19 protein-coding genes are annotated in these 22,443 nt (G+C 64.0%); 10 read left to right on the top strand and 9 right to left on the bottom strand.

What is annotated here, in order from left to right; genetic code table 11:
- Window positions 1-68: 68 nt before the first annotated feature.
- Together ACLJEU_RS13840 and ACLJEU_RS13835 are read right to left on the bottom strand one after the other, a co-directional pair.
- Window positions 69-1,499 (bottom strand): sulfatase-like hydrolase/transferase, encoded by a 1,431-nt coding sequence (locus tag ACLJEU_RS13840; RefSeq protein ID WP_414664404.1) that lies wholly within the window; start codon window positions 1,497-1,499, stop codon window positions 69-71.
- A gap of 121 nt (window positions 1,500-1,620) precedes the next feature.
- A complete protein-coding gene (locus ACLJEU_RS13835; protein WP_414664403.1) occupies window positions 1,621-2,718 on the bottom strand; it encodes an NHL repeat-containing protein in 1,098 nt (365 codons plus the stop codon).
- Window positions 2,719-2,852: 134 nt separating this feature from the next.
- Here ACLJEU_RS13835 and ACLJEU_RS13830 point away from each other — a divergent pair, with 134 nt between their 5' ends.
- From ACLJEU_RS13830 to ACLJEU_RS13805, 6 genes are all read left to right on the top strand, one after another.
- Complete coding sequence (locus ACLJEU_RS13830; protein ID WP_414664402.1) at window positions 2,853-3,587, top strand: c-type cytochrome; 735 nt, start codon at window positions 2,853-2,855, stop codon at window positions 3,585-3,587.
- Window positions 3,584-4,948 (top strand): cbb3-type cytochrome c oxidase subunit I, encoded by a 1,365-nt coding sequence (locus ACLJEU_RS13825; protein WP_414664401.1) that lies wholly within the window; start codon window positions 3,584-3,586, stop codon window positions 4,946-4,948. The genes ACLJEU_RS13830 and ACLJEU_RS13825 overlap by 4 nt, the downstream gene beginning before the upstream one ends.
- Window positions 4,945-5,802: a CbbQ/NirQ/NorQ/GpvN family protein gene (locus ACLJEU_RS13820; protein WP_414664400.1), complete on the top strand. Its 858-nt coding sequence runs from the start codon at window positions 4,945-4,947 to the stop codon at window positions 5,800-5,802. The genes ACLJEU_RS13825 and ACLJEU_RS13820 overlap by 4 nt, the downstream gene beginning before the upstream one ends.
- Before the next feature lie 138 nt (window positions 5,803-5,940).
- Window positions 5,941-7,644: a nitric oxide reductase activation protein NorD gene (locus ACLJEU_RS13815; protein ID WP_414664399.1), complete on the top strand. Its 1,704-nt coding sequence runs from the start codon at window positions 5,941-5,943 to the stop codon at window positions 7,642-7,644.
- Between the two features lie 23 nt (window positions 7,645-7,667).
- Window positions 7,668-8,282 carry a cytochrome c oxidase subunit 3 gene (locus tag ACLJEU_RS13810; protein WP_414664398.1) on the top strand — a complete coding sequence of 205 codons (615 nt, stop codon included), beginning with the start codon at window positions 7,668-7,670 and terminating at the stop codon, window positions 8,280-8,282.
- A gap of 7 nt (window positions 8,283-8,289) precedes the next feature.
- Window positions 8,290-8,535, top strand: a complete 246-nt coding sequence (locus ACLJEU_RS13805) for a cytochrome C oxidase subunit IV family protein (protein ID WP_414664397.1) — start codon at window positions 8,290-8,292, stop codon at window positions 8,533-8,535.
- 230 nt (window positions 8,536-8,765) lie between these two features.
- On the opposite strand, the gene ACLJEU_RS13800 is transcribed toward ACLJEU_RS13805, so the two are convergent.
- The 7 genes from ACLJEU_RS13800 to rho all read right to left on the bottom strand — a co-directional run bounded on the left by ACLJEU_RS13800 (window position 8,766) and on the right by rho (window position 17,938).
- Window positions 8,766-10,289, bottom strand: a complete 1,524-nt coding sequence (locus ACLJEU_RS13800; protein ID WP_414664396.1) for an arylsulfatase — start codon at window positions 10,287-10,289, stop codon at window positions 8,766-8,768.
- Window positions 10,290-10,325: 36 nt separating this feature from the next.
- Window positions 10,326-11,198 (bottom strand): alpha/beta hydrolase fold domain-containing protein, encoded by an 873-nt coding sequence (locus tag ACLJEU_RS13795; protein WP_414664395.1) that lies wholly within the window; start codon window positions 11,196-11,198, stop codon window positions 10,326-10,328.
- 33 nt (window positions 11,199-11,231) lie between these two features.
- Window positions 11,232-12,176: an alpha/beta hydrolase gene (locus ACLJEU_RS13790; protein ID WP_414664394.1), complete on the bottom strand. Its 945-nt coding sequence runs from the start codon at window positions 12,174-12,176 to the stop codon at window positions 11,232-11,234.
- Window positions 12,177-12,187: 11 nt separating this feature from the next.
- Window positions 12,188-13,675 carry a sulfatase family protein gene (locus tag ACLJEU_RS13785; protein WP_414664393.1) on the bottom strand — a complete coding sequence of 496 codons (1,488 nt, stop codon included), beginning with the start codon at window positions 13,673-13,675 and terminating at the stop codon, window positions 12,188-12,190.
- Between the two features lie 119 nt (window positions 13,676-13,794).
- Window positions 13,795-14,556 carry an imidazole glycerol phosphate synthase subunit HisF gene (gene hisF / locus ACLJEU_RS13780; protein ID WP_414664392.1) on the bottom strand — a complete coding sequence of 254 codons (762 nt, stop codon included), beginning with the start codon at window positions 14,554-14,556 and terminating at the stop codon, window positions 13,795-13,797.
- A gap of 145 nt (window positions 14,557-14,701) precedes the next feature.
- Window positions 14,702-16,462 (bottom strand): hypothetical protein, encoded by a 1,761-nt coding sequence (locus tag ACLJEU_RS13775; RefSeq protein ID WP_414664391.1) that lies wholly within the window; start codon window positions 16,460-16,462, stop codon window positions 14,702-14,704.
- 243 nt (window positions 16,463-16,705) lie between these two features.
- Window positions 16,706-17,938, bottom strand: a complete 1,233-nt coding sequence (rho, locus tag ACLJEU_RS13770; protein WP_414664390.1) for a transcription termination factor Rho — start codon at window positions 17,936-17,938, stop codon at window positions 16,706-16,708.
- Window positions 17,939-18,042: 104 nt separating this feature from the next.
- Between rho and acs the strand changes: the two genes are divergently transcribed.
- From acs to ACLJEU_RS13750, 4 genes are all read left to right on the top strand, one after another.
- Window positions 18,043-20,001 carry an acetate--CoA ligase gene (acs, locus tag ACLJEU_RS13765; protein WP_414664389.1) on the top strand — a complete coding sequence of 653 codons (1,959 nt, stop codon included), beginning with the start codon at window positions 18,043-18,045 and terminating at the stop codon, window positions 19,999-20,001.
- Window positions 20,002-20,349: 348 nt separating this feature from the next.
- Complete coding sequence (locus tag ACLJEU_RS13760) at window positions 20,350-21,057, top strand: prepilin-type N-terminal cleavage/methylation domain-containing protein (RefSeq protein WP_414664388.1); 708 nt, start codon at window positions 20,350-20,352, stop codon at window positions 21,055-21,057.
- Window positions 21,044-21,778, top strand: a complete 735-nt coding sequence (locus ACLJEU_RS13755) for a type II secretion system protein (RefSeq protein ID WP_414664387.1) — start codon at window positions 21,044-21,046, stop codon at window positions 21,776-21,778. The genes ACLJEU_RS13760 and ACLJEU_RS13755 overlap by 14 nt, the downstream gene beginning before the upstream one ends.
- Complete coding sequence (locus tag ACLJEU_RS13750; protein WP_414664386.1) at window positions 21,775-22,443, top strand: Tfp pilus assembly protein FimT/FimU; 669 nt, start codon at window positions 21,775-21,777, stop codon at window positions 22,441-22,443. Before ACLJEU_RS13755 ends, ACLJEU_RS13750 begins: the two co-directional genes overlap by 4 nt.

The raw sequence follows: 22,443 nt of genomic DNA, 5'->3' as shown, positions 1-22,443 counted from the left end.
CGCATCGGCAGATGGCGTGAGGCCGATCGTTTTTTCCGCTGCGACCGGGGGCGGTCGCGGTCCCGCAATCAGGGCGCGGCGGCTTTGGCGGGGCCGGGCAGATTGATCAATCCGCCAAAGGGATTGTTGGTCCACACGGGTGCCACGAGGCCGCGGTTCCACTCGGCGGACGCCGCTGCGAGGCGATGGGCAATCTCCGGTCGTTGCGCGGCGAGGTCACGCGACTCGCCCGGATCGGCGGCGAGATCGTAGAGTTGCGGGGCGTTCGCGTAGGTGCGCAGCCATTTCCACCGGCCTTCGCGGACGGCGAACGCTTCGCCGCCGTCCATGCGCCAGAAGAGACGCGCGTGCGGGACCGCCCTGGTCGTGCCATTCAGAAATGGCAGCAGATCGACGCCATCAAGGGGCGGCAGCTTCGCTTCGCGAGTGGCACCGGCCGCGGCGAGGGCCGTGGGCATGACATCGAGCGCGATGACGGGCGCCTCGAAGGTGAGGCCCGCCGGAACGCGGCCCGGCCAGGACACGACGAACGGCACCCGTATGCCGCCTTCGAATACGTCGCCCTTCTGGCCGCGCAAGGGCGTGTTGAGCGACGCGTTGGCGTTGCGCTTCGTCATCGGGCCCCCGTTGTCGGAGAAGAAAAAAACCAGCGTGCGTTCGCGCTGTCCCGTCGCGTCGAGGGCGGCGAGCACTTTGCCGACGGACTCATCCACGGTTGCCACCATCGCCGCGTAGGTGCGGCGCCGCTCGTCGGCAATCCCGGAGAATTTCTGCAGGAGATCCGCGCGCGCCTGCAGCGGCGTGTGCGGGGCGTTGAACGCCAGGTAGAGGAACCACGGGCGGGCGTCGCGTGCGTGCCGCGTGACCGAACCTGCGGCCTCGTCGCCGAGGCGGGTCGTCAACTCGCCGGACTCCGGGAGTTCGGTGCTGTTGCGCAGCATCGGCGAGGCGTGCTCGGCGTCGGCGTGCGTGGCGGCTTTTTTTCCGGCGCCGATTTCGACGTCGACGTGCGAGTCGGGAAAGTAGCGATGGCCGCCGCCGAGAAAGCCGAAGAACTCGTCGAAACCCCGCCGATTCGGGTGGAACTGCGGGTGCGCTCCCTGATGCCACTTGCCGACCATGCCGGTCGTGTAGCCCGCGGCGCGCAGGGCGTCGGCGATCGTCGACTCGGAAAGCGGCAGGCCGTGCGTCGTGCTGGTGGCGTCCCACTTCGGGTTGAACTCGTGGCCGAAGCGCTGCTGATAGCGACCAGTGAGGAAACCGGCGCGCGACGGGCTGCACACCGAATAGGAGACGTAGCCGTTCGTGCAGCGCGCGCCCGACGCGGCGAGGCGATCGAGATGGGGCGTGGGAATGTCGCGCCCACCCTGGAAACCGACGTCGTTGTAGCCCAGATCGTCGGCCACGATGAGCAGGATGTTGGGGCGAACGGCGGTGGCGGCGGCGAGAAGAGTCGAGGTGACGAGCGGGAGCAGAAGTGCGGTGAGGTAACGTTTCACGGGAGGAGAGGGGGTTGAGAGGACCGCGACCGCCCCCGGTCGCAGCGGTGAATTTCAATCGCACTCGTGTCGTTTTCGGATGCGACCGGGGGCGGTCGCGGTCCCGGAGCCATCCCTGCAATCAGCCGATGCGTTCGAGCTTGATCGGATACGTTTGAAACGCGTTCCACTGGCAGACGATCAGATCGCCGTTGGTCAGCACGCAGACGTCGTGACCATGGTCGAACACCGGCTGATCGCGGTTCAACGGGATCAGTTTGCCGTCCTGATAGACAGGGGCGGTTCCGCCCGGCGCGCTGATGACCTTGCCGCTGGCATCGAGAATGACGGTGAAGCCCGAAGGATTGCCCGGGAGTTTGCTCGCAACGGGATCCTTGGACCAGCACACGCCCGCATAGAGTTCCTGGCCTGAGATGACGGGACGACACACCATGCAGCCGGGCACGGGCAGGGTCTCGAGATACTTTCCGTCGAGCGTGAACCGGCGGAAGCAGAGATCGGCGCGCGACGTGACAAGCAGCGTGGCGCGGTCCACGCCCTGGCGGAGATCGATGGCGATGCCGTGGGCGTTGTTCAGGCGCTCCGTTTCCGGCACGCCGTCTTTGCCGCCGAAGCGGGCGATGAACTTGCCGTTGCGGTCGTAGCGCAGGACGTAGTTCGAGCCGTAGCCGTCGACGACGTAGATGTCGCCGTTCGGTGCGATCGCCGTCTCCGTCGGATTGAACATCATGGCCGGCTCGTAGGCGCCGACGCTCATCGGGTGACTGAGACTGAAAATCTCGCGACCCGATAGATCGATCTTGGTCACGCGACCGGTCTGACGGTACCCGCCATTGCCTGATTTCCACAGGCCGGAGTCGGTCACGAAGAGAAACTCCGCGCCGTTCTCGTGGCTCAGGGTCAGACCGTGTCCGCCCGGCCACACGCTGCCCCATGAGTCGAGGATCGTGCCATCCGGTTTGAAGATCAGCATCTGATTGTCCCAGTGATCGCCGATCATGAAGAGGCGTCCGTCCTTCACCTGCACCATCTCGTGACAGTTGAGAATCGGATGGTGGCGGCCCTGGCCGGGCGCGACCCAGTCCTTGATCACTTTGTAGCGATGCGCGCCGTGGCCGACGATCGTGTCCTTTTTCGGATCCGCGGCGCGGAGCGGTTGAACCCAGGTGGCGGCGGCGGCGGTGCCAAGACCGGCGAGGAAGTGACGGCGTGAGATCATGGGGTGGTGAATGAATGCGCGGGGCACGTGAGAATCACCGCGCGCCTTGACTTGAATCAAGGCGCGATGTGGCGAAGTCGCTAGCATGGCGCAGTTATGAGCTTTACTGCACCCACTCCTCCCGGAGGTTCCCCATGCTGAGCAAATCACAGGCTCGGGCATTTTTCTTCGGCGGCACCGGCGTCTTCGCGATCGCGTTTCTGGCGCTGACCTACGACTCGATGCGGCAGCTGCCGAATCAGACCAAGGCGCACAACATCACGGACGCCGTGAAGCGCGGGAAACACATCTGGGAGAGCAACAATTGCATGGGCTGTCACACGCTCTTCGGCGAGGGCGCCTACTACGCGCCCGAGCTGACCAAGGTGGTGGACCGGCGGGGCAAGGACTGGATGAAGGTGTTCCTCAAGGATCCGCAGGCCATGTTTCCCGGCCAGCGGAAGATGGTGCAGTATCATTTTCAACCGCCGCAGATCGACGACGTGATCGCGTTTCTCGAATGGTGCGGCCAGGTCGATCTCAACGGCTTCCCGGCGAAGCCGCCGCTCGCGCAGAAGTTGCAGGCCACCACGCCCACGGCTCCCGGCACGCTGCTGCCGAAACCGGTGCCGGCGATCTTCACGACTGCGGCCTGCATCGGGTGCCACAGCATCGCCGGTGAAGGCGGGGCGGCGGGAGCGCTGATTGGCGCGCCGCCGCTCGACGAAGTGTCGAAGCGCAGAACCCGGGAGGAGACCACGGCCTGGATCCGCGATCCCCAGAAATCGAAACCGGACACCAAGATGCCGGACCTCGTGCCCTCGGTCGTCTCCGAGGCGCAGCTCACGGAAATCGTCAACTACCTCTACAGCGCCACCCCGAAGCCATGAAATTCAAGTCCCAAAAAATCGCCTACTGGTTCTTCGCCTCGGCGCTGCTGCTGCTCACCCTGCAGATCGTCTACGGCTTCGTGATGGGCTTCGCCCGCGTCGGCCTGGAGGGTCTGCATGAATGGATTCCCTTCAACACCGCGCGCGCCACGCACACCAATCTGCTCGTGGTGTGGCTGCTCTGCGGATTCATGGGCTCGGCGCACTTCATCATTCCGGAGGAGTCGGACTGTGAGCTTTATTCGCCGAAGCTCGCCTACATCCAGCTGATTTCGCTGCTGCTCGTCGGCGTGACGGCGGTCGTCTGCTATCATCTCAACATCTGGGAAGGCCGCAAGTTTCTCGAGATCCCGCGGCCGCTCGACTACCTCGTCGTCGTGAACGTGCTGATGTTCATTTTCAACATCGGCATGACGATGTGGCGCGGGAAGCGCAACACGACCACCTCGCTCGTCCTCTACATGGGCCTCGTGTCGGCCGCGCTGCTGTATCTGCCGGGCATGATCACCTTTGACAACCAGACGACCGACTCGTTCTACCGCTGGTGGGTCGTGCATCTGTGGGTGGAGGGCGTGTGGGAGCTGATCATGGGCGGCATTCTCTGCTTCCTGCTGATCAAGCTGACGGGCGTGGATCGCGAAGTGGTGGAGAAGTGGCTGTACCTGATCGTCGGTCTGACCTTCGTCTCGGGCATCCTCGGCACGGGCCATCACTACTACTACATCGGCGTGCCACGCTACTGGCTGATCGTGGGCGGCATCTTCTCCGCGCTCGAGCCGCTGGCCTTCCTCGGGATGGCGATGTACGCGCTCGCGATGGCGCGGAAGGGCGGACGCAAGCATCCGAACCGTATCGCTCTCACTTGGACGCTCGGCTGCGCCATCATGTCGTTTGTCGGGGCGGGCTTCCTCGGCATGGCGCACACGCTGCCGCAGATCAACCTGTACACCCACGGCACGCTCGTGACTGCGATGCACGGGCATCTGGCGTTCTGGGGCGCGTACGCGATGATTGTCCTCGCGATGATGGCCTACGCGCTACCGCTCATGACGGGGAGAAAGCTCTGGGACACCGCGCTGGCCAACTGGGCATTCTGGACGTCCAACATCGGCATGGTAGCCATGACCTGCGCGCTCGCCGTCGCCGGCATCACGCAGGTCAATCTCGAGCGCCGCATGGGCATGGACTTCCTCGCGGTGCAGAAGGAGATTGAAATGCACTTCATCGGCATGCTGCTCGCCGCGGGCCTCTTCACCGTCGGCATCGGTTGCTTCATCGTGACGTTCTTCCGTCACGGCAAGCCCACCGACGAAGCCATCGGCAGCGATCCGGCGGAGAACCCAGCCTACCAAGCCGTATGATCACTGCCGATCCCGTTTCTCGCAGCGCGCGGGACGTTCCCGCCGAAGGCGCCGCCGCGCGGGCGCGCGTGCCGCAACCCGCCGCTCCGGTCTTCTACCTGCCCGTGGGCAAGGAGTGCGACATCCTGCGCCACGCGTTGACCTCGCAACTCCCGCTCATGGTCAAGGGGCCGACCGGTTGTGGGAAGACCCGCTTCATTCAACACATGGCGCAGGCGCTCGGCCGCCCGCTGGTCACGGTGTCGTGCAACGAGGACACCTCGGCGACCGATTTGCTCGGCCGGCATTTGTTGGTCGGTGGCGAGACGCGCTGGACGGACGGGCCGGTGACGCGTGCGGTGCGGGAAGGCGCGATCCTGTACCTCGATGAAATTGCCGAGGCGCGCGCCGATGCCCTTGTGGTCATCCACTCGCTCAGCGATCACCGACGCGAGTTGTTTCTCGACCGCACCGGGGAGACGATCCACGCGCCGCCGGAGTTCATGCTCATCGTGAGCTACAATCCCGGCTATCAACGCAGCATGCGGGAATTGAAGCCGTCGACGCGGCAGCGTTTCATCGCGCTCAACTTTGACTACCCGACGGAGGCGCAGGAGATCACGATCGTGAGCAAGGAGTCGGGCGTGCCGGCGGGGACGGCGAAACAGCTCGTGCAGATCGCGCGCAAGATTCGGCATCTGACCGAACTCTCGCTGCTGGAGTCGGCTTCGACGCGCCTCGTCGTCGCCGCCGGCAAGTTAATCTGCGCCGGAGTGACGCCGCGACTGGCCTGCCTCACCGCGATCGCCGAGCCCCTCACCGACGATGGCGAGGCGAGGGCGGCGATCCGCCAGGTGATTGATCTCACGATCTAGCCATGAATCGAAGCGAAGACCGTGAGGCCGGGGCGCAATCGCCGGTTGCGCTCCAGCGGAAACGATCATCGGTGACGGATGTGGCGGTCGCGCCCTGCTGTTCATCGCGATTCTTCGGCGACCGCTGACGCCACCCCCATGCTCGATTGGGAGGAAAATATCTTTCTCGGCCTCAAGGCGGTTTACCACCGCGTGCGGGTGCGACCGGCGCAACGGCGACGCGAGGCGGTGCGCGCGACCTTGAAGGAGCGACGCGGACGGCTGCTCCTGCTCGGTCAGATGATCGCGGGCTCTCCGCTGTCGCTGTTCGAGACCGACAACCTGACGCTGTGCACGGGCAACCGGTTGTTCCTGCCCCGCGAGTTTGCCGCGGCGTCAAGCCCGGAGCACAACGCCGCCTTCTACGATGTGAAGGCGATCATTGGGGCGCTTGCCGTACGCGGGCAATGGCATCGGGAGAGGATTGCGTTGGCGGAACGGGTGGCCGCTTGCGCGTCGGAGTTTCCCGGCCTCGGATATCTGGTGTCGTCGCTTGCAGCCGATTTGCCGCGGGGTCTGTGGGCGGAGTTGGGCGAGCCGCAGGCGGGCGACGATGCGTCGACGATTCCGGGCAGCGAGGTGCTGTTGGATGCGCCGAGGTCCAGTGAGAGCGATCAGAAGGTCACGGAGATTGAGGGCAAGGGGCAGAGTGCCGTCGAGGTGACGCTGGCGCCGGACGGCGACGGCCCCGGGGCGGAGACGCCCATCCACACGTTTGAGAAGGCGGAGACGCTGGAGGAGGCTAACGGGCTCAGCCGCAAGACCGACGATGACGACGAACTGGAAGAGCACGCCGAAGCGCTCGAGTCGCTCGACATGCGCCATGTGCAGCGCTCGGTCGAGCGTCCGCGATCCATCTACCGCAGCGATCTGATTCTCGATGGCCTGACCCTCGAGGTAAAGGACGCGGGCCCGGGCACCGGGCTGCCGTATCCAGAATGGGACTTCAAGCGGCGCGATTACCGGCACGACTGGTGTCACGTGCAACCCGAGCGGGTGGCCGACGGCGATCCCGCCTGGGCCCGATTGATGGAGCAGCGTCATCGTGGACTGATTCAACGCCTGAAGCGTCAGTTCGCCGCGGTCGTGAGCGACTGGCAGCGGATGCGGAGGCAGCCCGCCGGAGCCGAATTCGATCTCGATGCGGTGATCGATGCCGAGGTGGAGCGTCGCACCGGACACACCCCGCCGGAGGCTATCTACGTGGATCGCCACCGGGATCTGCACGATATCGCGGCGGTCATCCTGCTGGATCAGAGTTACTCCACCGATGCCTGGCTCGAGAACGCGCGGGTGCTCGACACGATCACCAGCACGCTGTTCTGCGCCGGCGAGGTGCTGACCGACTCGATTGCCTCGTTTGCGGTGGCTTCGTTTTCATCCAACACCCGGCGTTCCTGCCGCTTCGCGACGCTCAAGGATTTTCACGAGCCGTGGCGGAAAGCGCGGTCACGACTCGGCGCGATCGAGCCCTGCGGTTACACGCGGATCGGTCCCGCCCTGCGGCACGCGCAGGAGTTGCTCGAGCGGCAGTCGGCGCAGCGGAAAATTGTGATTCTCATCACCGACGGGCGGCCGTGTGACTACGATCGCTATGAGGGGGCGTACGGCCTGCATGACGTGAAGAAAGCGATCGAAACCGGAGCTCTGCATGGCATCGCAACGCATGCATTCGCGATCGAAAAACGCGCGAGCGAGTGCTTCCCGCAAATGTTTTCCCGCCGGGGTTTCGACATCATGCCACGGCCGGAGCATCTCACCGGGGCCTTGTGCCAGCTGTTCGCCCGCATGATCGCGAGCTGAAGCCGCGCGTGCCGATGTTGCCCATGACTTCGACTCCCGGGTCAGTGCTCGTGAATGAGAGCGTCCACGCCGGCCGCCTTCAGGTCGCGACGCCGCCCGGCGGCGTGCTGATCTGGCTCATCGTGCTGCTGGAAGTGTTCACGTTCGGTATCGGGCTCGTCGCCTTCATGCTGCAGGGCGCCGCCGAGCCGGAGGTGTTTCGCCGGGGGCGCGAAGCGCTGAATCAGACCATCGGACTGATCAACACGCTCGTGCTGCTGACCGGTGGATGGTGCATGGCGAATGGGATCAGCCGGCTGCGCGCGAACGATGCGCGGCAAGCGGAAAGGTGGACGACGGCGGCCGCGCTGGCAGCGCTGGGCTTTCTCGTGCTCAAGGGCTTCGAGTACGCCGAGAAAATCGGCCACGGCCACACGCTGCACGCCGACACCTTCTTCACCTTGTACTGGCTGCTGACCGGATTTCATTTTCTTCACGTGGCGACGGCGCTGGTCGTGCTGCTCGTGATGGTCTGGGGTCTGCGGCGCGGTCGGTACAACGCCGTCCGCCACGAGGACGTGGAGAGCAGCGGGATCTTCTGGCATCTGTGCGATCTCATCTGGCTGCTGCTCTATCCGATCCTCTATCTCCTGCGCTGATCGACCCATGAAAACCAACGCGTGGACGTGGGCGTTACTCGTGATGCTTACCACCGGGAGCTTCTGGACGCGCGGCGCGCTGCACGGACGCGACGCCGTGTGGATCATTCTCGCCGCCGCCGGGGTGAAGTGCGGCGGGCTGGGCTGGTACTTCATGGAGCTGCGAGCCGCGCATTGGATTTGGCGTGCCGGTCTGGCCGCACTGGTGTTCGGAGTGCTCGGCGTGGTGGGCGTGCTGGCGGGGCGAGCTTAAACGCTCAGGCCGAACGGTCGGCGTCCGGATTCTGCCGAACGGGAAACGGAAGTTCGACGGTTGGGGACGGAAGGGGAGTCGTAGTGCAGTTCAACGGTGCAGGGTGAAAGTTGAAAGAGCCCAGGCAGGCCTGAGGCTGCCACTGATTTTTTTCAGAGGGGGCGTTCTCGGGGCTTTCAGCTTTCACCCTTCACCTTTCAACATCTCCGCCACCGCGAAATTGCGACGGCTTACTTCGCCGCTTTCTTCCCGCCTTTTTTGGTGCCGCCACCGACTTCAAGGCGACGGGCGGGGTCCATCTGCTTGAGATCGTCGGCACTCGGACCGCCGCCGAACTGCTGCCAATACAATTCCTTGAATGGATTGATGGCCGGACCCGTGGCGCCTTCGTTGACCATCAAGGGACGCGCCTCGGACCACCACTGGTCGAAGCTGCGAGTAAGTGCGGTAACGACCGTGGGATTCGCCGCCGCGACGTCCTTGGTCTCGCCGTAGTCGGATTGTAGATCGAAGAGCTGCCACTGCGGTTCGCGTCCGCCGTCGATGGATACGGCGTGCCAGCGGGTGTTGCGCACGCTGCAGTTCCGGTATTTCCAATCGTCCGGGGCGGTCCCGGGCGTCCAGCGGCCCACATGCGAAATCAGCACGCGATCGGGCCATGAGCTCGCTGGCGCGGCCAGCAATGGCACGAGACTGCGGCCTTCGATCTGTTTAAGGGCGGTGTCGGTGAGCTTGGCTCCGGCCAGTTCGGCCAGCGTCGGAAAGAAATCGATGTGGGCGGCGAGGGCCGTCACGTCCGCCGGAGCGATGCGGCCCGGCCAGCGCCAGAACGAGGCGGCGCGCGTGCCACCGAGCCACGGGCTGCCCTTCCTGCCGCGCATGCCGGCGTTGAACACGGCGGTGCCGCCCGTGCCGCCGTTGTCATTCATGAAAATCACGAGGGTGTTCTGTTCGAGGCCGAGCTCCTTGAGACGGGCAAGTAGGCGTCCGACATTGTCGTCGATGTTGGCCACCATGCCGAAATATTTGGCGGTGGCGGCGTCAGGCACCTTGCCCGTGTAGCGGGCTTCGTCCTCGGGCCGGACCTGGAGCGGGGCGTGGGGGGCGTTGGTCGCGATCCAGGCGAGAAAAGGTGCACCGCTTTTCTGTTCGCCGATCCACGCCATGGCCCGGTCGAAGAACACATCGGTGCAATAACCCTTGGTCCGGACGAACCGGCCGTTGTGCAGGATTGCAGGATCGAAGTAAGTGTTGCCCGGCGCGTCGCCACAGGATCCTGGATACGTCTGGCCGATGCCGCCGGCACCGTGGATGAACATCTCGTCGAAACCGCGGCGGTTGGGCCAGTACGCCGGTTCGTCGCCCAGATGCCATTTGCCGAAGATGCCGGTGTGATAGCCGGCTGACTTCAGGGCTTCGGCCAGGGTCGCGGACTGCGGATTCAACCGCTCGCGCTCGAGGATGGTGTGCGTGATGCCGTTCTTGAACTCGTGCCGGCCGGTGAGGAGGGCGGAGCGGGTGGGCGCACAGGTGGGACTGACGTGAAAATCGATGAAGCGCACGCCCTCGCGATGCAGGCGATCCAGGTTCGGTGTCTTGAGAATGGGATTACCGTGCGCCGAGATGTCGCCGTAGCCCTGATCGTCGGTGAGGATGAAAATGATGTTGGGGCGCGAGCCAGCGAGCGGCTGGGCGGCGCGGAGCGTGACGGCAGTGAGCAACGCAAGGAACGCGAGCGTGAGCAGGTTTTTCATGATGGGGTACGGAGTCGGCAATGGAAGGAGCGGGATTCAACGTGCCGTCGCGGGGACGGCGGGGTTGCGGGCGAGAGTACGAACGAGCCAGGCCGTGACCTGGTGTTTGTAATCCGGAGCGACGGTGTCCCACGAAATCATCCCGTGCACGCCGCCCTTGATTGGGATGAGGTCGCACGGGACGTGATTCTCGCGCAGCTTTGCCTGGAGCAGAATCGACTGCTGGTAAGGCACGGTGGTGTCGCCGGTGCCGTGCACCAGGAGGAACGGAGGCAGCCCGGCGCGCACCTGATGGAGTGGGGACGCGGTGTGCATCGCGGCTCGCGCGGCGGCGTCCAACGTCTTGCGGCCGAACAACGCCACATAGTTCGAGCGCAGCGCGGCACCGGGAGCGAGATCGTCGATCAAATCGAAACGACCGTAGAACGGCACGATGGCCGCGACCCGGGTGTCCGCGTCCGCGCGGATGGCGGCAAGGGCGACCAGGTGACCGCCGGCGGACTCGCCGGCGAGGGCGATGCGGCTGGGATCGATCCGGTACTCGGTCGCGTGGGCCTTGACCCAGCGGATCGCCGTCATGACATCGTCGATACAGGCGGGAAACGGATGCTTTGGCGCCAGCCGGTAGTTGATCGAGAACCAGGCGAGGCCGGCTTGCTCGAGCGGTTCATGCATCGGCGCCATGTAACCCTTGCGCGGACCGCCGGATTTGTCGCCGCCCGTCCAGCCACCGCCGTGAACGAGAATAACCGCGGCAAACGGGCCGTTGCCGGCGGGAATCGAGGCATCGAGCCGCAGGCTCTCGCCCGCCGCCTGACCATATTCGATATCCGATTGCACCGCCGCGCCAGCGACGAGGGCGAGGCTGGCCGCGGCGAGGAGGCTGAGCTGGCGGAAGAAGCGATTCATGGGGCAGGGGGAATTGAAGACGGGAATAACTGTCTAACGCGGTGCGGCGCGTCGAAACGACTCCGCGTGGTAGTCGAACCACGTGGTGCGGTACATGGTCACGAGTTTGTCGTGTTCGTGCGCGAGGCCCTCGACCTCGAGGTAGGTGTGATCGATGCCGGCGGCGAGCAGTGCGGCGTGATACTCACGGACGGTTTTGAGGTGACCGTCGTCGCGCGTGCCGCAGGTGATGGCGATGCGCAAGCCGGCCTTGATGGCCGCCGCGTTTTTCTGCAGGAGGAGAAACACATCGTTCTCGAGGTAGCGCGCGCGGTCCGGGCCGAGATAGTTGTTGGGGTACTCGCCGGGCTTCGACGGATCGTAGAGTTCCGCGAGATGCAGCACGTTCCCGGCCTGGTTGTGCAACGAACAAAAGAGTTCGGGATACTTCATGGCCAGCCGGGTCGCACCGCGGCCGCCCATGGAAAAACCCTCGATGGCCCGGCCGGCACGCGACGCGATCGTACGATAGGTCGCGTCGATGTGGGGAATGAGATCGCGGATGATGAGCGTTTCAGCCGGGAGTTTGTCGTCGCCCGAATCCTTGTAGAACGTGTGGCTGCCGCCGTTGGGCAGGACGAGAATCATCGGTGCCCAGCGTCCGGATACGATGCCATCGTGCAGGGCGCGCGCGGAGGAAAAACTGTGCAGCTCATTGCCGCCCGCGCCGTGCAAATTGTAGATCACGGGATAGCGGCGCGACGACTCCGCCGCGTATCCGGGCGGCAGATAGATACAGTAACCAACCTCGCGCCCGAGTGCCTTGCTGGGAAACGCATGGTGCGTCACCCCGGCCGGCAGCGTGTCGGGTTTCGCGGCGTTGACCCACTTGATCCGGGCGTTGCGGGCGGCGGCGTCGGTGGGAATCCCGTTGTCCTGCGCGCCCAAACCGGAGGCGGCAGCGAGCAGGACGATGAACCAGCGGTGGCACGATGTCATGGGGAGACGGGCTATTTGGCCTTCTTGCCTTTGCCCTTGCCGGCTTTGCCAGCCGGGGCGGATTCATCGCCCAGCGCCGGCAGCGGCAGGTAGTCGAAATCGAGGATCATCTTTTCGGCGAGCGCGTGTCGGAGTTCCTGTTCGACGGTGGCGAGCTTCGCGTCGCCGCTCAGATTGTTCAGCTCGGACGGGTCCGCTTGCAGGTCGTACAGCTCGTACACCGGGCGCGGAGAGGAAAAATAGGTCGCGCGCAGGCCGGCGCTGAGTTTGCCCTGGTCGTTGGCGGCGGTCATGTCGCGCCACCCAGCGCCGCCGGCGGAATCCACCGGGCTGTACGGAATCCACGGCGTGCAGTTGTAGATGAATTTGTAGCGATCGCTGCGCACGCTCCGGGAAAGATCGTAGCCGCTGCTGCGCATGGCCGCCGTCACGGGAGCGGTACCGTGCGGCCCGCGTTCGACAAAGACGTGCTTCCGGGGCGTGTACGCTTCGCCTTTCAGCAGCCCGATGAAATTCACACCACTCATCTTCGGTCCGGGGGCGAGGCCGGCCGCCGCCAGCAGGGTGGGCGCGATGTCCTCGCCGCTGAGTAAGGTCGCAGATTCTCCGCCAGGTCGGATCACGCCCGGCCAGCGGATCACGAGGGGAACATTGGCGCCCGGATCGTAGAGCGAGCCCTTGCCGTGCGGGAGCGCGGCGCCGTTGTCGCCGGCAAACACGACGAGCGTGTTGTCGGCGAAGCCGCGCTCAGCAAGGAGATCGAGCACGAGCTTCATGCTGCGATCGACGCGATTCACCTCGCCGCAGTAGTCGGCGAGCTGTTCGCGCAATCCGGGAACGTCCGGCCAGTGGGGGGGAAGTTTGAGCGAGGCCGGATCCGGGCGATCGGAGGCGGGCGGCGTCCACGGATGGTGCGGGTCGCTGAAATTCAGCCAGAGGCAAAACGGTTTCTCCCGCGGCTTCTGATCCAGAAACTCGCGCATCTGGGCGATGGCCTCGGTGTCGGAACCTTGCCGGAGGTAGTCAACGCGTTGCGCGAACGTGCGCAGGCCTTGTTCCTCCACAAATTTGCCGATGGCCGTGCTCGCGTTGCGCGCGGAGCCGTCGAGGTGATAGGTTCGCCCGCATATGCCGGTGAAGTAACCGGCTTTCTCCCGCAGCAATTCGGGAAACGTGATCTCGTCGCGCGGTAGCGGTGAAGAGAAGCGCGTCATGCGGGCCGCGACCGCCGAACGGCCGGTGAGATAACCGGCGCGCGACGGCACGCACTGCGGCGCGACGGTGAAGAAGCGATGGAACTTCATGCCCTCCGCGGCCAGCCGATCGAGCGTCGGTGTCCGGACGTTCGTGTCGCCGTAGCAACTGAGAAAGGGATAGCTGTGATCGTCGGACAGGACGAACAGGATGTTCGGCCGAGCGGCCGGAGCACCAAGGAGAGCGGCGGCGCCACCGCTGCAGACGACGAAGACGATCAGGGCAACCAGTCGACGTAGGGGCATGCGCTCCATCCAAGCGAGTAACAGGGCGGCGACGAGGCCGAATTTCCTGCTCGAAGCAGACCAATCATCTCCATAGCGGGCGCGGTTCAACGGCGCCTCGCCTGCATTCCCTGGATCACTTACCGCCGCACCGGCACGCCGTGATCGAAGAGGAAGCCTTTGACCTGGGGAATGGTGAGCGTGCCGAAGTGAAACAGACTCGCCGCCAGGACCGCGCTGGCGTGGCCGGATTCGAGCACGTCCGAAAAATGCTGCAGCGTGCCCGCGCCGCCGCTGGCAATGACGGGCACTGAAACCGCGTCGCTCACGGCCCGGGTCAGCGGACAATCGTAGCCGGCCTGGGTGCCGTCGGCGTCCATGCTCGTGAGCAGAATTTCACCGGCCCCCCATGCCACCGCCTGCTCGGCCCACTGCACGGCGTCGAGCGCGGTGGCGTTGCGCCCGCCGTGGGTGTAGACGCGCCAGGACTTGCCGTCGGGTTCGCGTTTCGCATCGATCGCGACCACGATGCACTGCGCGCCAAAACGATCGGAGGCCGCGCGGATAAGATTCGGATCCTTGATGGCGGCGGTGTTGAGCGAGACCTTGTCCGCACCGCTTTTCAGCATCGCCTCGATGTCGGCGACCGTCCGCAGGCCGCCTCCGACCGTGAGCGGCATGAAGCACTGCTCGGCGGTGGCCGCCACGACGTCGTGCATGATGCCGCGATTGTCGCTCGAGGCGGTGATGTCGAGAAAGACGAGTTCGTCGGCACCCTGCGCATCGTACGCTTTCGCGCACTGCACCGGATCACCGGCGTCACGCAGTTCCTGAAACTTCACGCCCTTGACCACGCGGCCGGCGTTGACGTCCAGGCAGGGAATGATGCGGCGGGAGAGCATGGCGGAAAAGTAGCGAGCAGCGGGTAGTGGGTAGCGAGTAGAAAACGGGCGCAAAAAAGGCGCGATATGAACCGCGCCTTGAGCTGAAAGTGAAATCGAGTCCGACGATGCTCGCTGCACACTGCCCGCTGCTCGCCACCTCGGACTATGCGTCCAAGTGCGTGACGTCGGGTTCGAAGTTCACCGCGAGGCGGTAAACATGGCCCGGCCGCATGATCAGCGGGTGATCGCGCACGAGATACTGCAGATAATGAATCTTGCCGTAGTTGGTGCGGAAGGTCGGATCGGCGCTGACCACTTCGGTTTCGCGCCACGTCGCCTGGAAGTCGTCCTTGGCCACGCTGCACCGGTGACCTTGCGCGCCGAGCGCGAGGGCGCCGGTGACATGGTACTTCGAGTGCGGCGCCGCGATCGCGAGACAGTAGCGGAATTTGTCGAGCGTGACCTGCTGCTTCACCGTGTAGGCGAACTCGCAGCCAATCTTGTTGCCCGAAAACGTCCATTGGACCTTCACGCTGCCGAGTCCCTTGACGAACTCTTCCTTCAAGTTGATCAGCTCGGGCTGATCGTAGCGGAAGTAGAAGCTATTGCGCAGACCGAGACCGGTGACGCAGTTCTTCCCGTAGAAGGACGGCAGCGTGACCTGTTCGCCGAAGGTCAGCTCGGGCAGCATGACCGGAGCGTAGACATTGTTCGGCCAGTCAAAAATGCCGGGGCAATGGGGGAAGGCGAGGGAGTCGCTGGTCAGCTTCGAACCGGCGCTGACGAGCGGCACCTGCAGGTGAATGCCGGACTCGGCATCACGATACAGGAAGAGGCCTTGTTCCTTGCGATTCGATTTGTCGAAAATCACGAAGCGGCCCGACGTCTTCGTCGGCTCGGTCTTCGGGGCGCCGGACGGCATTTGCACGGCCTTGGCGAGACGCGACCACTGCGAGAGATAACGCGCCGCATCGAAATTCGCCATGCGGGTCGTGTGGTGCGAGTAGGCCGTGCGCTCGTCGTCGCGCAAATCGAGGAAGCCGTGTTCCTGGTCGAGATAGGTCTCGTAGAAGAACATGAACAGCCGGCGCAGGATGTCGTAATACTTGACCTTCTGATCGTCGGGAATCCAGCCGTCACGCAGGCCCTGCAGGATGAGGCTGATCGGATGCATCTGACCGTAGGCGCCGGCCGCGCGGCCGAACGCCCAGCCGAGACCATCGTGCCGCACCAAGTCCGGCATCATCTTGATGTACTTCTCGGCGTAGGTGCGGAGGGTGGGGAGCTTGCGATCGCGGACGCCGCTGTTCGCGTGCAGCTGCAGCGCCGAGCGGACGAACACGAAGGTCATCACGCCGTACAGATTGAAATTTCCGCCGAGCCCCGTGGTGGAGTCGTCGAAGAAACCAGCCGAGCTGGTCTGGTTGACGCGATCACACATGCGCTCGATCAAGCGGGAGGTCTCGTCCTTCTTGGAAAGACCGAGACTGAAACGGGCGACTGCCTTCGCGATATTGAAGGCCTGCCAGTGATTGTCGTAGTCGCTGCGATGGAGCAGGGACTTGTCGATGCGGACCTGTGTCTCCTCGACGAGGCGCTCCCAGACGGGATTGCGTTCCTTGGAGGGACCAAACGCGAGCAGGCCCAACGCGGCGTAAGCGAGGCCATTTTCTGCGGCCGGCTCCGTGAACATCTGCGCGGTGATGCAGCGGGCGGCCAGATCGATCAGGTCGTGGCCCTTGAGCGTGGTCTCGCCGGTGGCACGATAGAATTCTCCGAGAGCAAAGGCGACGTGGCCGGGCTCATCCGGGCGCGACTCTTCCCCGTTTGCGGGAAGAATGGTGCCGTCGGGTTGGATGGAGTCGAGGTTATGGCCCAACATCGAGCGGGCCATGTCGAGACATTGCTCGGAAAAACTATGCATGCGGTGGTTGGCTGGTGTCTATAGGACGTACGGCTGACGCGAAGGAAACGAATGAATCTCAGGAGATTCAGGGGAGGAGCAAGGGGATTTTAACGGGTCGAGGAGTCGAAGGGGCGAGAAATCGAAGAGCCGGTTCGGCCGACTTTGCCCTCAAGACTCATTTTTCTCGGCCTTTTCAAGGTGACGTGAGGCGCGTTTGGCTTGTCGGCTTATCGCCCCCTCGTCTCCTCGACTGGCAAAGCGCTACCGCGCAATCAGCTTGAGGAATTCGGCGTTGGTTTTGGTCTTGGAGAGCCGGGCGATCATGGTGTCGGTGGCTTCCTCGATCTTCTGCTGCACCAAGGCGCGACGGAAGAAGTGGATCCCCTCGAGCGTCTTGGCATCGAGCAGCAACTCCTCCTTGCGGGTGCCGCTGGCGGCCACGTTGATCGCGGGCCAGAGGCGCATCTCGGCGCACTTGCGATCCAGGACGAGCTCCATGTTACCCGTGCCCTTGAATTCCTGGAAGATCACGTCGTCCATGCGACTGCCGGTTTCCACCAGCACGCTGGCGATGATCGTGAGCGAGCCGCCTTCTTCGGTCTTGCGCGCGGTGGCGAAGAGCTGGCGGGGCTTTTCCAACGCCCGGACATCGAGACCGCCGGAGCCGGTCCGGCCCGAGTTGCGCGCCGTATTGTGCGCGCGGGACAACCGGGTGATCGAATCGACGAACAGGACGACATCGCGGCCGGTCTCAACCAGACGCTTCGCCCGCTCGATGCACAGATCTGCGATGCGAATGTGGTTCTCGATTTGCTCGTCGTTCGATGAGGCCCAGATTTCCGCGGCAGGAACACTGCGCTTGAAATCGGTCACTTCCTCGGGCCGCTCGTCCACGAGGAGAATCATCACGTGACACTCCGGATTGTTTTCCAAAACGCCCAGCGCCATGTCGCGCAACAGGGTCGTCTTGCCGGTGCGGGGCGGCGCCACAATGAGACCGCGCGTGCCTTTGCCGATCGGACAGAAAAGATCGACCGCGCGGGTCGTCAGGCGTCCGTCCTTCAATTCCATCTTCAGATGTTGATTCGGCGAGATCGTCGTCAGCGTCGTGAATTCGAACTTCGCGCGCCGGTCCTCGAGCGGGACGCCGTCGATCGTTTCGATGAAACGCATCTTCGGGTTGGGGAAGCGGCCGTCGGGCGGGAACGCCGTGCCGCCAATCATGGAGCCGGTGCGCATCTTGAAACGGCGAATCAGTTCCTTCGGCACGAAGGGATCGGTGGGCCGGCGTTTGCCGCCGCGACCGATGTCAACCAGCTGCCCGTTGCCGCCGCGCTGCAGGTCGATGTCGAGAATGCCTTCGACGCGGATGGTGTTTTCAACGGGCGCGGGGGCAGGCGCGCTAGTGTCCGCCGGAGCGGAAGTGGGTGCCATCGGCTCGGTGGCCGTGACAGCGGAAGGTTCCGCCGCAGCGGACACGATTTTCTTTTCCATACAGTGAGGTTTGGCAGGGCACGTCCCTGTGCTTGACGCTTGAAACTCTGGACAGGATAAGAACCGCGAATTTGCGTCCTTTAACCCTACAATCCGACACGCACGTGGCAGATCAGACGATTACCTCAGTATCCCGGGAACACCGGAAATTCAGGCCTTCGGCCGAGTTCAAAGCCCAAGCCAATCTTGGGAGTGATGCGGCTTACAAAAGGCTCTATGCCGAATCTGTCAACTCCCCAGAAAAGTTCTGGGACCGACAGGCCAAGGAACACCTCGTGTGGCGCAAGCCATACAAGAAGGTCCTCGATTGGAATCCGCCCCACGCGAAGTGGTTTCTCGGCGGCAAGCTGAACGTTTCCGAGAACTGTCTCGACCGCCACCTTGGCACTCACCGGGAAAACAAGGCCGCGCTGATTTTCGAGGGCGAGCCGGGTGATGTCCGCACGATCACCTATAAACAGCTGCACTTTCATGTGTGCCGCCTCGCGCATATTTTCGAGAACATGGGCGTCGGGGCCGGCGATCGCGTCGCCATTTACCTGCCGATGATTCCCGAGGCTGTGATTGCCATGCTGGCCTGCGCCCGCGTCGGCGCGATTCACACCGTCATCTTCGGCGGCTTCTCCGCCGAGGCGATCAAGGACCGCATCAATGATTGCAAGGCGAAGCTCGTGATCACGGCCGACGGCGGCTGGCGGCGCGGCAAGGTGATTGAGCTCAAGGCGAACGTCGACAAGGCGGTCGAAAACACCCCGACGGTCCAGACCGTCATCGTCGTGAAACGCTGCGGCAACACGGTGAACATGCGCGAAGGTCGCGATGTGTGGTGGAAGGAAGCCTGGGACGGCGCGCCGAATTCCCACAAGGCGAAGGCCTTTGATTCCGAGCACCCGCTCTTCATCCTCTATACAAGCGGTTCCACCGGCAAGCCGAAGGGCGTGCTGCACACCAGTGCCGGCTATCTGCTCGGTGCCAAGCTGAGCTCGCACTACGTCTTCGATCTCAAGGAGACCGATCGCTACTTCTGCTCCGCCGACATCGGCTGGATCACCGGACACAGCTATGTCGTGTACGGCCTGCTTTCGAACGGCTCGACGGTGTTCATCTACGAAGGCGCGCCGAACCAGCCCGAGCCCGATCGCTTCTGGCAGATGATCGATCGTCACGGGCTGACGATTCTCTACACGGCACCGACCGCGATTCGCGCGTTCATGCGCTGGGGTGACAACTACGTGCTTCGTCACCGCCTCGACTCATTGCGCCTCCTCGGTTCGGTCGGCGAGCCGATCAATCCCGAGGCGTGGATGTGGTACCACACGATGATCGGCAAGAAACGCTGTCCGATCGTGGACACGTGGTGGCAGACCGAAACAGGCTCGATCATGATTTCGCCGCTGCCCGGCGTCACGGCCACGACTCCCGGCTCCGGCACGCGTCCCTTCTTTGGCGTGGTCGCCAAGGTGGTGGACGACAAGTGCAACGAGGTGCCGCGCAACACCGGCGGCAAACTCGTCATCATGCAGCCCTGGCCCTCGATGCTCCGCACCCTCTGGGGCGACGACGAGCGCTATCAACGCCAGTACTTCAGCGAGTTCCCCGGCAAGCCCGGCGTTTACTTCACGGGCGACGGTGCCCGCCAGGACAAGGACGGCTACTTCTGGATCGTCGGCCGGATCGATGACGTCCTCAACGTCTCCGGTCATCGGATCGGCACCGCCGAGATCGAGAGCGCGCTGGTGTCGCATCCGGCCGTGGCGGAAGCCGCGGCCGTCGGCCGCCCGGACGAGCTCAAGGGCCAGTCGCTCTGCGTCTTCGTGACCCTGAAGCAGGGCCAGGTCGCGAGTGACGAACTCAAGGAGCAGCTCCGCGCCCACGTCGGCAAGGAAATCGGTTCGCTCGCCAAGCCCGACACGATTCGTTTCGCGGCCGGTCTGCCCAAGACCCGCAGCGGAAAAATCATGCGCCGCATCCTCAAGGAGATTGCCGCTGGCGGCGAAGTGAAGGGTGACACCACCACGCTGGAAGACTTCAGCGTCGTGGCAGCCCTGCAGGCCGAGGACTGAGTTCGAGACCAATCGGTTGCCCGCGAATCACGCGAAAGGACGCGAATGAGGGGAATGAACCAAGCCTCCTGCCGGGGGCTTGGATTTTACCTCTGAAATTCGCGTTCATTTGCGTGATTCGCGGGTGATCTTAATACCAATCGCTCTTTGCCTTTGGACTTTAGTCGTGGCTACGAGCGAGCCAGAAGTCCAAAAGCAAGCAGCGATTGGTATAAAGAGGGTGCGGTTTCCCTCCAAACCAAGCGCATCGCCCCACCGGCGGTGCGCTTTTCGTTTTGGGTATGCGCACCGGCCTTTTTCCCGTTGCTGCCCCTGTAACGTTCCCGCATCACTCGCGTCCTGTCGACTATGCTGCCCGCGCATGTCCGCTGCAGTTGCCACCTCCCGCGCGTCCGCCGTCAATCGGGCGGAGCGGGTTTTACGCTGCTCGAGTTGCTGACGGTCATCGCGGTCATTGCCATTCTTTTCACGCTGTCCGTGGGAGCAATTCGGGGTGTCAAGCAACGCGCGGCCATCGCGCGGGCTCGCGCCGAGATCGCGGCGCTCACGCAGGCGTTGGAAAACTACAAGCGTCACTATGGCGACTACCCCCAGACTGGGAACGCCGCGCAGGCGACGCCGATTGTGGGCGGAGCGATCGGGACGGCTCAGGCGCAGGCGCTGCTGCTCAATGCGCTGATTGGGGTTTATGGGCCGACGAGTTTTGCCACCCGGATCAACGGCCCGACGCTGATCGAAGTGTCGAAGTTCGTGCTTGAGATTCCGCTGACGACCGCGACGACCGCGACTTTCGCGGTACCGCAAGGCAGTCCGCCGATCAAGCAGGTGGTCGCCAACTGTCTCCTCGATCCGTGGGGCAACCGGTACATGTATTATTACAAGCCGGCTCCGACGCCCGGGCGTCCGCCGGTGAACACCTGGCGCGCTCCGGCCTATGTGCTGTATTCCGTCGGTCCGGACGGGCAACATACCGCGCCGGCGGTTGCGACGGGTTTGTTTACCGGCACGACCCAGACCACCGGAACCAATGCTGACAATATCTATGCGACCCCTTGAACGTTACCCCGCGAAGGCCCGCCGACCAGGATGGAGCGCGGGCTTCACGCTGATCGAACTGCTGACGGTGATCGCGGTTATCGGCATTCTCGCCGCCATCCTGGTTCCCACCGTGGGCGGCGCGCGCAACGCCGCCAATCGCGCCAAGACCCGCGCCCAGTTTTCGCAGTGGTCCGCCGCGTTCGAGCAGTTTCGGCAGGAGTACGGCTCGTACCCGCAGCTGTTCACGAACGCCGCGCAGAAGCTGGTCAACCAGGGAGCGACAACCCAGGCCTCGGGCAACCACCTGTTTCACGACATCCTCGTGGGCGTTCGACGCGATGGTTCAGCACTCGCGGGTGCAACCACCGGCAACCCGACTCCCGCCATTGGTCAGAACACCCGCCGGATTCGGTTCATGTCGTTCAGCGATTCGGACTTTGTCACCGCGGCCGACGTAACCGCGGGCCGCAATACGAACGCCCAGCTCAACTTCATCCGCGACGCATTCTACAATGTCTCGATCGCCGTGGTCACGGATTCCAATCTCGACGGTGTGATCAACGGGCGCGACTCGCAGGGTGGTTTTCCGCCGGTGACCGTCGCCGGCGGCACCACCACGATCCGTCCCACGACGGTCGTCACCACCGGCACCGTCGGTGGCACTCACGCCGGCGTGTTGTTTTATTGTGCGCCGCCGGGCGCCACGACCGAAAATGATCTGATCATGAGCTGGCGATGATACGGCTCCCTTCCTTTCGTTCGGCGTTCACCCTGATCGAGCTGATGGTCGTCATCGGCATCATCGCGCTGGTTGCGGTCGGTCTCGGACGTGCCCTGACCGACACCGGCGGCAATTCCCTCGCCACGGGACAGACGACTCTGGCTGCGTTGGTCAGCACGGCCCGGGCCCAGGCGGCGGTGGGGCAGACCGAAACCCGGTTGATGGTCTATGCGACGCGCCCGCCCGCCGGCGACGCGGAGAAATTCCTGCGCCTGCTCCAAGTCTTTCGGGCGGAGCCACAGGGTTCGAATACCTGGGTGCCCGTCGGTGCGGCGGTCGTCCTGCCGCGTGGAATCTATGTCGTGCCCACCTCGACCGCCGGTCTGCTCGCGGCCGGGGTGACCTGGCCCACGAATCCCCCGCTGCTTTCCACGCTCGGCAATCCCTTCAATCCCGGCCAGGCCGCGGGCACCCCCTTTGGCAACAGCACCGCCTACTTTCTCCAGTTCAATGCGGATGGCTCCATCCAGCAGATGGGCACACAGGCGTACGCGCGTCTGCTGGTGGCGACGGCCGTCCTTTCGAACAACGTACCGCAGTTCAACAACGCGGGCGCCGTGCGTGGACTGCTCATTCGTCCGTCGGGCGGGGTCACATTTGCGAACGACGCCAACAGCTTTTGA

The sequence above is a fragment of the Terrisphaera buseokensis genome (genome assembly GCF_047521145.2).
In the GTDB taxonomy this organism is placed as follows: Bacteria; Verrucomicrobiota; Verrucomicrobiia; order Opitutales; family Opitutaceae; genus ER46.
This window is presented reverse-complemented; position numbering and strand designations above follow the sequence as displayed.